The 13110-nt window shown below is 62.7% G+C and carries 14 protein-coding genes; 13 read left to right on the forward strand and 1 reads right to left on the reverse strand.

From position 1 onward, the window contains the following. Nucleotides 1-5 precede the first annotated feature (5 nt). From BM234_RS15115 to mnmH, 13 genes are all read left to right on the forward strand, one after another. Nucleotides 6-971, forward strand: a complete 966-nt coding sequence (locus BM234_RS15115; RefSeq protein ID WP_092066475.1) for an ABC transporter substrate-binding protein — start codon at nucleotides 6-8, stop codon at nucleotides 969-971. Between the two features lie 9 nt (nucleotides 972-980). Beyond that, nucleotides 981-1730, forward strand: coding sequence for an ABC transporter permease (locus tag BM234_RS15120; protein WP_092066476.1), 750 nt, complete (start codon nucleotides 981-983; stop codon nucleotides 1728-1730). Further along, nucleotides 1727-2317: an ABC transporter ATP-binding protein gene (locus BM234_RS15125; RefSeq protein ID WP_092066705.1), complete on the forward strand. Its 591-nt coding sequence runs from the start codon at nucleotides 1727-1729 to the stop codon at nucleotides 2315-2317. Before BM234_RS15120 ends, BM234_RS15125 begins: the two co-directional genes overlap by 4 nt. A 55-nt stretch (nucleotides 2318-2372) precedes the next feature. Beyond that, a complete protein-coding gene (locus BM234_RS15130) occupies nucleotides 2373-3098 on the forward strand; it encodes an ABC transporter ATP-binding protein (RefSeq protein WP_092066477.1) in 726 nt (241 codons plus the stop codon). After that, complete coding sequence (locus tag BM234_RS15135; protein WP_092066478.1) at nucleotides 3095-3892, forward strand: ABC transporter permease; 798 nt, start codon at nucleotides 3095-3097, stop codon at nucleotides 3890-3892. Before BM234_RS15130 ends, BM234_RS15135 begins: the two co-directional genes overlap by 4 nt. A gap of 107 nt (nucleotides 3893-3999) precedes the next feature. After that, nucleotides 4000-4173 carry a hypothetical protein gene (locus BM234_RS17515; RefSeq protein ID WP_175501290.1) on the forward strand — a complete coding sequence of 58 codons (174 nt, stop codon included), beginning with the start codon at nucleotides 4000-4002 and terminating at the stop codon, nucleotides 4171-4173. 2 nt (nucleotides 4174-4175) lie between these two features. Continuing rightward, entirely contained in the window at nucleotides 4176-5435 is a 1260-nt protein-coding gene (locus BM234_RS15140; RefSeq protein WP_245752677.1) for an imelysin family protein, read from the forward strand. Between the two features lie 55 nt (nucleotides 5436-5490). Continuing rightward, nucleotides 5491-5733 carry a (2Fe-2S)-binding protein gene (locus BM234_RS15145; RefSeq protein ID WP_092066480.1) on the forward strand — a complete coding sequence of 81 codons (243 nt, stop codon included), beginning with the start codon at nucleotides 5491-5493 and terminating at the stop codon, nucleotides 5731-5733. A 3-nt stretch (nucleotides 5734-5736) separates the two neighbouring features. After that, entirely contained in the window at nucleotides 5737-6228 is a 492-nt protein-coding gene (gene bfr / locus BM234_RS15150) for a bacterioferritin (protein ID WP_092066481.1), read from the forward strand. Nucleotides 6229-6305: 77 nt separating this feature from the next. Then, nucleotides 6306-7808: a di-heme oxidoreductase family protein gene (locus BM234_RS15155; RefSeq protein WP_092066707.1), complete on the forward strand. Its 1503-nt coding sequence runs from the start codon at nucleotides 6306-6308 to the stop codon at nucleotides 7806-7808. Then, nucleotides 7808-8791, forward strand: coding sequence for an imelysin family protein (locus tag BM234_RS15160; RefSeq protein ID WP_092066482.1), 984 nt, complete (start codon nucleotides 7808-7810; stop codon nucleotides 8789-8791). Before BM234_RS15155 ends, BM234_RS15160 begins: the two co-directional genes overlap by 1 nt. A 1-nt stretch (nucleotide 8792) precedes the next feature. Next, a complete protein-coding gene (locus BM234_RS15165) occupies nucleotides 8793-9863 on the forward strand; it encodes a DUF1513 domain-containing protein (protein WP_092066484.1) in 1071 nt (356 codons plus the stop codon). Continuing rightward, nucleotides 9863-10930, forward strand: coding sequence for a tRNA 2-selenouridine(34) synthase MnmH (gene mnmH, locus BM234_RS15170; protein WP_092066487.1), 1068 nt, complete (start codon nucleotides 9863-9865; stop codon nucleotides 10928-10930). The genes BM234_RS15165 and mnmH overlap by 1 nt, the downstream gene beginning before the upstream one ends. On the opposite strand, the gene selD is transcribed toward mnmH, so the two are convergent. Then, nucleotides 10912-13071: a selenide, water dikinase SelD gene (selD, locus tag BM234_RS15175; protein WP_092066709.1), complete on the reverse strand. Its 2160-nt coding sequence runs from the start codon at nucleotides 13069-13071 to the stop codon at nucleotides 10912-10914. The two genes, mnmH and selD, sit on opposite strands and share 19 nt — an antisense overlap. Nucleotides 13072-13110: the final 39 nt, after the last annotated feature.

The following is a 13110-nucleotide window of genomic DNA, read 5'->3' on the forward strand; positions in this document are numbered from 1 at the left end:
CTTCCATGCTTAAACGTGTCGCCGCGGCGCTCATCGCAATCGCCGCAGGGACGTCCGCTACGGCGCAGGACGTGCCAGAAATCCGTGCGGCCGTGCTTCAGATCGGCACCGTCAACTGGGAACTGTCCACCATCAAGGACAACGGCTTCGATACCGACCACGGGTTCGAACTGGTTGTGCAGGGCTATGCCGACAATGGCGCTACCCGTGTGGCTCTCGAAGGGGATGCGGCCGATGTCATGGTGGCGGACTGGATCTGGGTCGCGCGGCAGCGCGCCGCGGGCAAGGATTATGTCTTTGTGCCCTATTCCACGGCCGTGGGCGGCCTTCTCGTCCCGAAGGACAGCGACGCCCAGAGTCTCGAAGACCTGAAGGACGGCAAGATCGGGATCGCGGGCGGGCCGCTTGATAAAAGTTGGCTGATCCTGCGCGCCTATGCGGAGCGGGAGCATGGGATGGATCTCGCGGGCGAAACGGAACAGGTCTTTGGAGCGCCGCCGCTCATCTTCAAATCCGGCATTTCGGGCGAATTGGACGGGGCGATCAACTTCTGGCACTTCCTCGCCAAGATGAAGGCCGCCGGCATGCGTGAGTTGATCTCTGTAACCGAAGCGTCGGAAGCGCTCGGGCTTGATCCGGATGTTCCGCTTCTCGGCTATGTCTTCAAGGAAAGCTATCTGGAGGCCAATCCCGGCCTCGCACAGGCCTTCTACGGGGCTTCGCGTGATGCAAAGGATTTGCTGTCGCAGGACGATGCCGCATGGGACGCGATCCGGCCCGAGATGAACGCAAGCAATGACGCGCAATTCGAAACCCTGCGCGACGACTGGCGTGCCGGAATCCCCTCTCGCGGCCCGATCGATCCGGCTGGCGCCGACGCGCTCCTGCAGCTTATGGCCGATCTCGGCGGGGAAGAACTTGTCGGTCAGGCCACCACATTGCCCGACGGGCTCTTTGCAGAGATTGAGTGACGTTTTCCGATGAGCGACAGAGTCAGTGTACCGGCGGCGTCGCTCATCGGGCTGTTGATCCTCTGGGTCGTGGCCGCCGCCCTGACGGCCGATCCGCAGATTCTGCCCTCCCCGGTCTCGCTGCTCGGGCCGATCTGGAAGGAGACGCTTTCCGGCAAGCTTCCCTATCACCTCGGGCAGACGTTGATCCGCGTGGCGTGGGCCTTCTCGCTCGCCATGCTACTGGGGCTCGTGCTCGGGCTCGCGATGGGGCGGTCGGAACGTCTTGACCGCTGGCTTGATCCTTGGCTTGTGGTCTTTCTCAACCTTCCGGCGCTTGTGCTGATCGTCCTGTGCTATCTTTGGATCGGCTTGAATGAGACGGCTGCAATCGTTGCCGTAACGCTCAACAAGATCCCGAATGTCACCACGGTGATCCGAGAAGGCGCGCGGTCGCTCAGCCCTGATCTCGATGCGATGGCCAAGGTGTACCGCATGGGGTTCGTCGCCCGGATGCGTCACGTGCTGCTTCCGCAACTCGCGCCGTTCATCGCTGCGGCGGCGCGTTCGGGAATCGCGGTGATCTGGAAGATCGTGCTCGTGGTGGAGTTTCTCGGCCGCTCGAACGGCATCGGGTTTCAGATCCACCTCTATTTCCAACTCTTCGATGTGCGGATGGTTCTGGTCTATGCGCTCAGCTTCATCACCGTGATGCTGATTGTAGAATGGGCCGTGCTGCAACCGTGGGAGCGGCGCGTGCGCCGTTGGCGGGCCGCATGATCGACGTTGAGATCCGGCAAAAGGCCTTCAACGGCGTACAGGTGCTCTGCGATGTGGCGTTTTCCATCGCCTCGGGAGAAACCGTTGCGATATTGGGGCCATCCGGCATCGGGAAATCGACTCTCCTTCGCATCGTAGCGGGGATTGACACCGCTTTTGACGGGCGGGTCACCCGCCCGGAACGCATGGCGATCGTCTTTCAGGAACCGACGCTGTTGCCGTGGCGCAGCGCGCTTTTGAACCTCACGCTTGTGCATGAGGGCCTTGGTGATGCTGCCGCGCGGGAAATGCTCGCCAAGGTCGGATTGGCTAACAAGGCCGACCAGTTTCCCGGGCAACTCTCGCTTGGCCAGCAACGTCGCCTCGCCCTCGCACGGGCCTTTGCCGGGCAACCGGAGCTTCTGATCATGGATGAGCCGTTTGTGTCGCTCGACCCTGAAACTGCGGAAACCATGCTCGCCCTGACAGAGGCACTGATCGCCGAAGCGCGTCCCTCCACGCTCTTTGTCACCCATGCACGGCCCGAAGCGGAAAGGCTGGCCGACCGCATACTGGAGCTTCGCGGCAGCCCCGCGCGCCTCGCATGATCGGGCTTGCCTCCCCGAGGGCCACTGGCGCACCCTGCCGCCACGGGGGTGAATGATGGCACAGGCGCTCAAGGTCGAGAATGTGAGCTTCAACTACGGGGAGAAGCGGGCCCTCAAGGGGGTGAACTTTGCGCTTGAGAAGGGGCGCTTCTGCGCACTTCTCGGGCCGAACGGGGCGGGTAAATCGACGCTCTTTTCACTGCTGACCCGGCTGTTCGTGACCCGCGAAGGTCGCATCGAAGTGGCGGGGTTCGACCTGGCCAAGAACCCGCGCAAGGCACTCTCGCGCATGGGTGTTGTCTTTCAACAACCCACGCTCGACCTCGACATGACGGTTGCGCGGAACATGAGCTATTTTGCGGCGCTCCATGGTCTTGCGGGCCGGGAGGCACAGCGCCGCATAGACGAAGCGCTCGACCGTCTCGATATGCGCGCCCGCGCGGGGGAAAAGGCGCGGGCCCTCAACGGTGGGCACCGGCGCCGCATGGAGATCGCCCGCGCGTTGGTTCACCAGCCCGAAGTCCTCCTGCTTGATGAGCCGACAGTGGGGCTTGATACTGCAAGCCGCCGGGCCATCACCGACCATGTTCACGACCTCGCCGGAGGAGGGCTGACAGTTTTCTGGGCGACCCACCTTGTCGATGAGATCTGGCCGCAAGACGATTGTATTGTGCTGCATCGCGGAGAAGTCCTGATCCATGACAAGGCCGCCACTGTGGCCGGCGATCGGCCTCTCATCGACGCGTTCATCGACATGACCGGGTCGGAGACCGCCGCATGAGACCGTGGATCACCTCCATGAATGCGATTGTCGGGCGTGAATCCTCACGGTTCCTCAGCCAACGCAGCCGGTTTTTCGCGGCTCTCGTGCGCCCGCTCGTCTGGTTGGTCGTCTTTGCCGCAGGCTTCCGCGCGGCGCTCGGCCTGTCGATCATTCCGCCATATCAGACCTACATCACCTATGAGGTCTATATCGTTCCCGGCCTTTGCGGCATGATTCAGCTGTTCAACGGAATGCAGTCATCGCTCAGCCTCGTCTATGATCAGGAGATGGGTTCGATGCGATTGCTGCTGACCTCCCCGCTGCCGCGATGGTGGTTGCTCCTGTGCAAGCTCTTTGCCGGTGTCGCCGTTTCCCTGCTGCAGGTTTACGTGTTTCTCGCCATAGCTGCGGCCATGGGGATCACGATGACGCCGCTGGGTTATCTCTATGCGCTGCCATCGCTTGTCATCACGGGCCTCATGCTTGGTGCGCTTGGATTGCTGTTTTCTTCGACAATCAAGCAGTTGGAGAATTTCGCGGGGGTCATGAATTTCGTTATCTTCCCGATGTTCTTCCTTTCAAGCGCGCTCTACCCGCTTTGGAAAATGGCGGAAAGCTCCTCCTTGTTGCGCGACATCTGCGCGGTAAATCCCTTCACTCACGCGGTCGAACTCATCCGGTTTTCGCTCTACGGCGCGTTGAATTTGCCCGCGCTCGGCATCGTGACTGGCGCATTCGTGGTATTCTTTCTGCTTGCCCTTTGGGGGTACGATCCCGCGCGCGGCCTGATGCGTCGACGCGGCGGGGCCTGAAAAGTAGATTACCGAAAGACTCGGAATTGACAATTCCTAGGTAAACAGTCAGTTTCTCCGGGACGTCCACGCTTGAGGGGGCGAACCCGGCCGGGGAAGCGTACCACATGGATCAGACCGCACATGCCAGCCAACCAGAGGCGGACCGCACAACTCGCGAAGATGTGCTGCGGGTCGCTTTGAACTGGCAAGACGAAGATCCGGCCGGGCTACTTGAATTCATGTTGGATACGCGCCGGGACCGCCCCGTTGGTACTCCGGCGAAACTGGGGAAAGAATGACCATGATCCGCACTATGACGGCCACCGCGGCCCTGATCCTTTCGACGGGCGCACCGGTGCTTGCCGGGAAGGCGGAGGTGCTCTCGACCTATGCCGACATCGCCGCCGCCGGGTACGAAGACAGCCTGATCAAAGCGCAGGAGTTGAACGCGGCCGTCGACGCGCTTCTGGCCGACCCCTCCGCCGCGACGCTCGCCGCTGCCCGTACCGCATGGCTCGAATCGCGCGTGCCTTACCAACAAACCGAGGTTTTTCGTTTCGGCAATCCCATCGTCGATGACTGGGAAGGCAAGGTGAACGCATGGCCGCTTGATGAGGGGCTGATTGATTATGTGGATGCCTCCTATGGCGGACCGAGCGACGAAAACGAACTTGCGGCCCTGAACGTCGTCGCCAACACCAGCTTTACCCTCTCGGGGGAACAGATCGACGCGTCGGAGATCACGCCGGACTTCCTCGAAGAGACCCTGCATGAAGCCGATGCCGTCGAATCGAACGTCGCCACGGGGTATCATGCGATAGAATTCCTGCTTTGGGGGCAGGATCTCAACGGGACCGAACATGGCGCGGGGGATCGCCCCTGGACGGATTTCGCATCCGGCGATGATTGCACCAACCAGAATTGCGAGCGCCGCGGGGAATACCTCAAGGCCGCCACAAGCCTTCTGGTGTCGGATCTCGAATGGATGGCGGCACAGTGGATTGAGGGCGGTGAGGCGCGCTCTGCCCTTACGGCGGATGAATCCGCGGGGATTGCGGCAATTCTGACCGGTATGGGATCGCTCTCCTATGGTGAGCAGGCAGGCGAGCGGATGAAGCTTGGCGTCCTGCTCAACGACCCCGAGGAAGAGCATGACTGCTTCTCCGACAATACCCACAACAGCCATTACTACGATGGGATGGGCATCCGGAACGTCTATAACGGCGAGTACGTGCGCGTGGATGGCTCGACCGTGTCCGGCGAAAGCCTGTCGTCGCTGGTCGCAGAGGCGGATGAAGGCGTGGACGCAGCGCTGCGCGCCGATCTCAACCAGACGATGATCGAACTTGCCCAGATCAAGACCGCAGCAGAAGCGGGTTTCTCCTATGACCAGATGCTGGAGCGCGGGAACAAGGCTGGCGAAGACCTGATCATGTCGGCGGTTGGTGCACTTGTCACCCAAACGCGTTCGATCGAACGCGCCGTGACGGCCCTCGGGCTTGATCAGATCGGGTTTGAAGGCTCCGACAGCCTCGACGATCCGGACGCCGTTTTTCAATAACTTCACTGCGGGGCGGGCTGCCCGCCCCCAAACCTGACCGCACTGAGGAAACGCCATGATCGTTTGTCATTGTATGTCGATATCCGACAAGGACATCCTTGCCGCCATGGCCTGGATGCGGGCCTCCGACCGTCAAACGATCATCACGCCCGGCAAGATTTACCGCGCGCTTGGTAAGAAACCCGATTGCGGAGGCTGCCTTCCCCATTTCATCGCAACCATGAAGGGAAGCGGAGACCTTGAAGTTCCCCACGAATTGAGACACCTTCGTCAAAACAACAAGCGCCACAAGGAGTGAGCCATGAAGGGCGACGCGAAGGTTATTGAATACCTCAACGCAGCATTGCGAAGCGAGTTGACCGCGGTCAACCAGTACTGGCTTCACTACCGTCTTCAGGAAGACTGGGGCTTTGGACGCATCGCGGACAAGTCGCGCGAGGAGAGCATCGAGGAGATGCACCACGCCGACAAGCTGATCAACCGCATCATTTTCCTCGAAGGTCACCCAAACCTGCAGAAGCTCGACGCGCTCCGCATTGGTGAGAACCTCAAGGAAACGCTCGACGCCGATCTGGCCGCCGAGCATGACGCGCGGACGCTCTACATCGAAGCGCGCAACCACTGCGAGCAGGTGGGGGATTACGTGACCAAGAACCTCTTTGAGGAACTGATCGCGGACGAGGAAGGTCATATCGACTACCTCGAGACGCAGATCGACCTCTATAGATCGCTCGGTGAACAGCAATACGCGCTGCTGCAAGCCAAACCAGCGAACGAGGCAGAGGGGAGCTGATCCCCAGCGGAGTGGCCCGGGCCAGAAGAGACGACATGCGCCCAAGGCTCCTTGCGCTATTTTTGCTCGCAATCGCGATGCCGTCCTACGCCATGGATGGCATCGCCGACGATCCGCACCTGAATGTATCTCCACGCACGGCGGAGGAGATTGCGCGCATTGCCGCAGTCACCGCGCCGACATCAGACTTCAGTGCGCCTGAACCCTTTGAGGGCAACCCCGCAGGCGGCGCCACGGTTCGCGCCCGAACGGATGCGAATGCCTTTTCGCAGTCGTCAGGCAATATCTCCTTTGAACGAGAGTTGGATTTCAAGGTCGGGAACGGGCTTTTCCGCAAGCTCTGGGTCTCCTCCCCGTCTTCGACGCTCGCCTCGGATGGCCTTGGCCCGCTCTACAACGCCCGCTCTTGCCAGCGCTGTCACCTCAAGGACGGGCGCGGTCATCCGCCCGAGGGGCCGGACGATAGTACCGTGTCGATGTTCCTCCGCTTCTCCGTTCCCGCGTCAGGAGAAGAGGCGCTTTCCGATATTGAGGCTTTCTTGCTTTCTGCTGGAGCGGAGGGGCCAAGGGCGCGTCCCGAACCAACCTATGGCGGTCAACTGCAGGATTTTTCGGTGGCCGGTCATCCCGCCGAGGGGCAGATGGCGATCACCTATGTCGAGGAAACCGTTGCGCTCGCCGACGGAACCGAAGTCTCCTTGCGCCGTCCGGAGTATTCGGTCGCGGATCCGGCCTATGGGCCCTTGCATCCCGACGCCATGCTGAGCCCCCGTGTCGCGCCGCAGATGATCGGCCTCGGGCTGCTGGAGGCGATCCCGGCATCGGACATTCTCGCACATGCGGACCCGGAGGATGCCGACGGTGACGGGATCTCCGGCAAGGCGCAGGTCGTCTGGTCGTTCCAGCACGAACGGGCGATGCTGGGGCGGTTCGGTCTCAAGGCGGGTGCGCCTACGGTCAAGGAGCAGTCCGCCGCAGCCTTTGCAGGCGATATTGGCATTTCGAACCCGATCTTCCCCTCGCCGGGTGGGGATTGCACCGACCGTCAGGCTGAGTGTCGTGCCGGCCCGCACGGGGATGGCGACGACCGGGTATTTGAGATCGACGACACCGGCCTTGAGCTTGTCACCTACTATAGCCGTAACCTTGCCGTTCCTGCGCGTCGCGACGTGGACGACGCCGAGGTGCTCCGCGGCAAGCAGGTTTTCTATGATGCGGGCTGCACCGCTTGTCATACGCCGAAATTCGTGACCCACCGCCTGCCGGATCAACCGGAGCAAAGCTTTCAACTGATCTGGCCCTATTCGGACCTGTTGCTTCACGACATGGGCGACGGGCTGGCCGATAACCGGCCCGAAGGGCGCGCGACCGGGCGGGAATGGAGAACGGCACCGCTCTGGGGGATTGGCATGACCCAGCAAGTCAGCGGTCACACCTATTTCCTGCATGATGGACGCGCGCGATCGCTTCTGGAGGCGATCCTGTGGCATGATGGCGAAGCGCGGATGTCCCGTGATCATGTCGCGAACCTTCCGGAGCCGGACCGTGCGGCCCTGATCCGATTTCTGGAGTCACTCTGATGCGTCTTTTGCTTGCCCTAGCCCTTCTCTGCCCCCTGACCGCGCAAGCCGGTGTGAAGGACGTGGTTGATGGGCATGTCCTGCCCGGCACAGCTCGTTTTGCAAAGGCGACCGCCCAGCTTGACGTGGCCGCGAGCGCTGATTGCACGGCGGAGGCGATCCGGCCCGCGTGGAATGACGCCTATGACGCGTGGCTCGGGATTTCCCATCTGCAGCTTGGCCCGATCGAGGCGAAGGGGCGGGCGCTCGCCATTGCCTTCTGGCCTGATACGCGTGGTCTGGTCCCGCGCGCACTCGGCTCCCTCATCGCCGCCGAGGATCCTATCGCTTCCAATGAGGAGAGTTTCGGTGAGGTTTCCGTTGCCGCGCGCGGACTTATCGCTATGGAGCGACTGCTCTACGACGAAGACTTCGCGTATGACGCCGGGGAGTACGAGTGCAATCTCGTTCGGGCGATCACCCATGACCTTTCCCGCATGGCGGTGGAGATCGACACAGAGTGGCGCGAGGATTTTTCACGGACCTTGCTCACCGCGGGCGAGCCGGGCAACGACACGTTCCTGACCTCGCGCGAGGCGGATCAGGCGCTCTATACCGCGCTTCTCACGGGCTTGGAGTATAACGCCGACCAGCGGATTGGCCGCCCCTTGGGCAGCTTTGATCGCCCGCGCCCGACCCGCGCCGAGACGTGGCGCGCTGGCCGGTCCCTCCGGAATGTCACCTTGTCGCTCGAAGCATTGAACGACCTTACCGAGAAATTCGCCGATACTGATACGACATGGACGGGGCTGGCTTTTGCTGACGCGCTCTCTGTCGCCGTTGATCTTGACGATCCGATATTTCGCGGGGTCGAGGAGCCGGCGGGATGGCTCAAGGTTGAGATCCTTCAACAACGAATCGAACTGGTCGAAAGCTCGGTCGAAGGAGAGATCGGCGCGGCTCTGGGGTTGGCGGCGGGGTTCAATTCGGGCGACGGGGATTGAAATGACCACCCGCCGTGGATTTCTGGCCAGCCTTGCAGCCGCTGCGACCCTGCCCCGGGCGAGTTGGGCGGACATGGGTGCCCCTGCGTTTCTGGGGGTGGCCCGGGTCGCGTCAGGGGCCTATTCTCTTTACGGCCTTGATGCCGAGGGGAGCGATCTGTTTGCCATCCCCCTGCCGGCGCGCGGCCATGCCGCAGCGGCCCATCCGACCGCGCCCGAAGCCGTCGTTTTCGCGCGCAGGCCGGGGCGGTTTGCGCTCGTGCTTGATTGTGCGACGGGCGGGGTCACCCACCGGCTCGATGCCCCACCGGGCCGTCACTTCTACGGTCATGGGGCGTTCATCGCCGAGGGGCAAATCCTCTGTACCACCGAAAATCACATCGACAGCGGTGAGGGTCGGATCGGACTGTGGTCGCGTGCCGAAGGCTGGCGGCGGATCGGGGAGTTCGCCACGGGGGGGATCGGGCCGCATGATCTGAAGCGCTTGGATGGGGATGTACTGGTGGTGGCCAATGGCGGGATTCGCACCCACCCGGATCATGGTCGTGACAAGCTGAACCTCGAGACCATGCGGCCTAGCCTTGCCTATGTTGATCCCGATGGCGCGCTTCTGGACCAAGTCGAGCTTCCCTCGGCATTGCACCAAAATTCGATCCGTCATCTTGCGGTCGGCCGCAGCGGCACGGTCGCCTTTGCGATGCAATGGCAAGGAGCGCCGACCGATGCCATTCCGCTGCTCGGAATTCACAGGCGCGGCACCACGCCGGTTCTTGGCAAGGCACCTCCCGAGGAGTTGCGCGCGATGAAGGGGTATGCCGGCTCTATCGCAATCGATGCTGGAGGGCGCATCGCGATCACCTCACCCCGCGGCGGGCGGGTGCAGACCTTTGGGGCGGATGGAGCATTTCTTGACGCGTATGAGCGTGCCGATGTTTGCGGGGTCGCGTCACATGGTGCGGGGTTTGTCATCTCGGACGGCCTGGGGGGGCTCAGTTTCTTGCTCGAGGCTCCGGTCGCCTTGCGCCGTGCCGCAGATCGCGCGTGGGACAATCATCTGGTTCCGCTCGTCTGATGGTACGCCGCTTTGAGACATTGGTGGAAATGCTGGGGCATGGTTTCGACACCGTCATCGATGTGCGCAGTCCGGCGGAGTTTGCCGAGGATCATGTGCCGGGGGCGATAAACCTGCCGGTTCTGGATAACGAAGAGCGGGCGCGCGTCGGCACGATCTACAAACAGGAAAGCCCGTTCCGCGCGCGCAAGATCGGTGCGGCGCTCGTGTTTCGGAATGCGGCTACACATATCGAGCAGAGTTTGGCGCACCACGAGGGCGACTGGCAGCCGTTGGTCTATTGCTGGCGCGGCGGTCAACGGTCCGGCACGCTTGGCTGGATGTTGCGGGAAATCGGTTGGCGGGCCGAAGTGGTCGAGGGCGGCTATCGCAGCTATCGGCGTCTCGTTCACGAAATGCTGTATGAGGGGGCGCTGCCCTTTCGGATCATTTTACTCGACGGGAATACCGGAACGGCCAAGACTGATGTGCTGCATCGGCTGGCTTCACGCGGGCGGCAGGTGCTGGATCTTGAAGGCCTTGCAAACCACCGGGGATCGCTGCTTGGGATTCGTCCCGAAGGGCAACCCAGTCAGAAGATGTTCGAAAGCCGTATTGCGCAAGCTCTCGCAGTGATGGACCCGGGGTTGCCAATTCTCGTCGAGGCGGAATCAAGCAAGATTGGCCAGCGGATCATACCGCCCGCCCTTTTTGCCCTGATGAAGTCCGCACCCCGGATCGAAGTGACGGCGCCGGTAGAGGCGCGCACCGCCTATCTGGCCAAGGAATACGCCGACATCCTGTCGGATGTGGCCTTTCTCGAAGGCGTCTTTGGATACCTCATCGCCCTGCGCGGACGAGAGACGATAGACGGCTGGCTCGCGATGGCCAGAGCTGGAGAGCGCGAGGCTCTGACCCGGGCGCTCATAACCGAGCATTACGATCCAGCCTATCGCACCTCGCGCCGCGCCAACGGACAGGACCCCGCAGAAGAGATTGCGGCAAGCTCGCTCGATGCGGCGGGTCAGGAAGTTCTGGCCGATGGGGTGGAAGCCGCGCTTGACCGTATTCAGGCAAGCGTGACGTAGGGCGGTCCGGCTTCGAGGTGTCCGATGCGCGCGGCGGGATAGCCAGCGTCGATGAGCGCGGCGCAAAGCGCGTCCGCGCGATCGGCGGACACGGCGGCGAGCAGGCCGCCCGCCGTCTGGGGATCAAAGAGCAGGTCGTTGCGCGGGCTTTCGGTGATCCACGGGGCGATGCGTCGGTTCTCGGGGAACAGGGTCGATCTGATGCCAAGGGCGGCAAGCGTTTCCGCCCCGGCTAGATACGGGATCTGGCCCGGATCAATCACCGCGGAGGTGCCCGATGCCTCGCACATGCCTGTCAGATGGCCAATCAGGCCAAAGCCCGTCACATCTGTCATGGCATGAGCCCCGGCCAGCACCCGCGCGGCGCCGGTTTGCGGTTGCTGCATATGGGTCAACGCGGTCGCGACCCATCCACCTTCTGCCTCTCCGCTCATTTCCGCGGCCATGATCACGCCGGTCCCAATGGGTTTGGTGAGGATAAGCGCGTCGCCGGGCCGTGCACCCCCGAGGGTGATGGGCGCGCTGTCGCACAGGCCGGTGATCGAAAATCCGATCGTCAACTCAGCCCCGACCGATGTGTGGCCGCCGACGATCTCTGCCCCGGCTTGGGTCATGACGTCGCGTGCGGCTTCCATGATTTCCCTGAGGGTGCGCTCCTGAAGTGGGGGTGCCAAACGAGGCAGAATGAGATTGGCCGTGGCCGCCTGCGGCGCCGCGCCCATCGCCCAGATATCCCCCAAGGCATGAATTGCGGCGATGCGCGTCATCACGACAGGGTCATCGACAAAGGCGCGCAGGTGGTCCGTGGTCAAGACCTGACGCACCCCTCCGGTTCGCAACAGCGCGGCATCGTCGCCGGGCAATAGCTCCACATCGCTCCGACCGGGCCGCTCGGGCCTTCCGATCTGCGCCGCGAGAGCCGCGCGGCCCACTTTTGCGCCGCAGCCGCCGCACATCGGTTTGGGCCCTAACGTCGCGGCGAGGTCGGAGGTGCGGTCCCTTGGCAGCGGCGGGGGCGTCATCGCGGGCAGGGTTCGGAATTTGTCCATGAACTTCTGGTCGATCCGGTCTTTCCATCGCCACATGAGCGGGCCGGAGGAGGTCAGTCCGAACCGGGACCCGATGGCCGATTTTCCGCCTAGCGAGACAAGCTTGAGGTAATCCCCCTGAGGGCGATAGCTGCGCATTCGCGCCCCGGTGCAGGCCGCGCGGAGGTTGTCGAAGAGGACCGGCGCTTGCCGTACGGCATAAACCCCGGCCTTGGGTCGCGGCGCATGGGAGAGGTGCGCGCAATCCCCTACGGCGAAGATGGCTTGATCGCTTGTCTGCAGCGTTGGGTTTACACGAAGGAAGCCCGCCTCAGTCGCAAGGCCGCATTCGCTGAGCCATGGGGCAGGGCGAGCCGCCGCCGCACCGGTCACGAACTCCGCGGGGATCGTATCAGCGTTCGCAAGCGTGATGTGGTCCTGTGCAACCTTGGTAATCTCAACATGTTCCCGCAAGTGAATGCCCGCGTTCCCAAGCGACTCAAGCAGCTGTCTCCTGCCAGACGCGTTAAGTCCGGTAAGCGCGCTCTCCCGCTCGAGCAGGGTCAGGTTGAAGGGACGTTCCGCGCGTCGAAGGGCATGCGCCATGGCGAGCGAGAGTTCGGCACCGGCCACACCCGCACCTATAACTGCGACATTCGCGGGGCCTTCGCCGCTGAGGAAGTGTTGCCAAGCCGTGGCAAACGGGCCAAGCGGCTTTGCCGGAACGGCATGTTGGCGAAACCCCGGAAGATCCGGCATTGCCGAAGTGATGCCGATGTCGATCGAGCAGAGGTCAAATCCAACGGGAGGGCGGCTGGGCACATGCACCTCGCGCGCATCCCTGTCCAGCCCGTTTGCCGCGCCGAGAATCACCCGCGCCCCTGCAAAGCGGGCAAGTTTGACCAAGTCGATATCAAGCTGGTCCCGCGCATAGTGACCTGCGATATGGCCAGGGAGCATGCCGGAGTAGGCGGCCGTAGGACCGGGGTTGATCAGGGTAAGCCGCGCGCCGGCAAGTGGCCGCATTCCCCAACGCCGCAGGATCAGCGCATGGGTATGGCCTCCGCCCACAAGGACGATGTCGCGTGTCGCGGGAAGATCGGGGCGGTTCATCATGGCGGGCATAGATGCCTTCCCGGGGGCGGTTGGCAA

Source organism: Poseidonocella pacifica (assembly GCF_900111875.1).
Lineage (GTDB): Bacteria > Pseudomonadota > Alphaproteobacteria > Rhodobacterales > Rhodobacteraceae > Poseidonocella > Poseidonocella pacifica.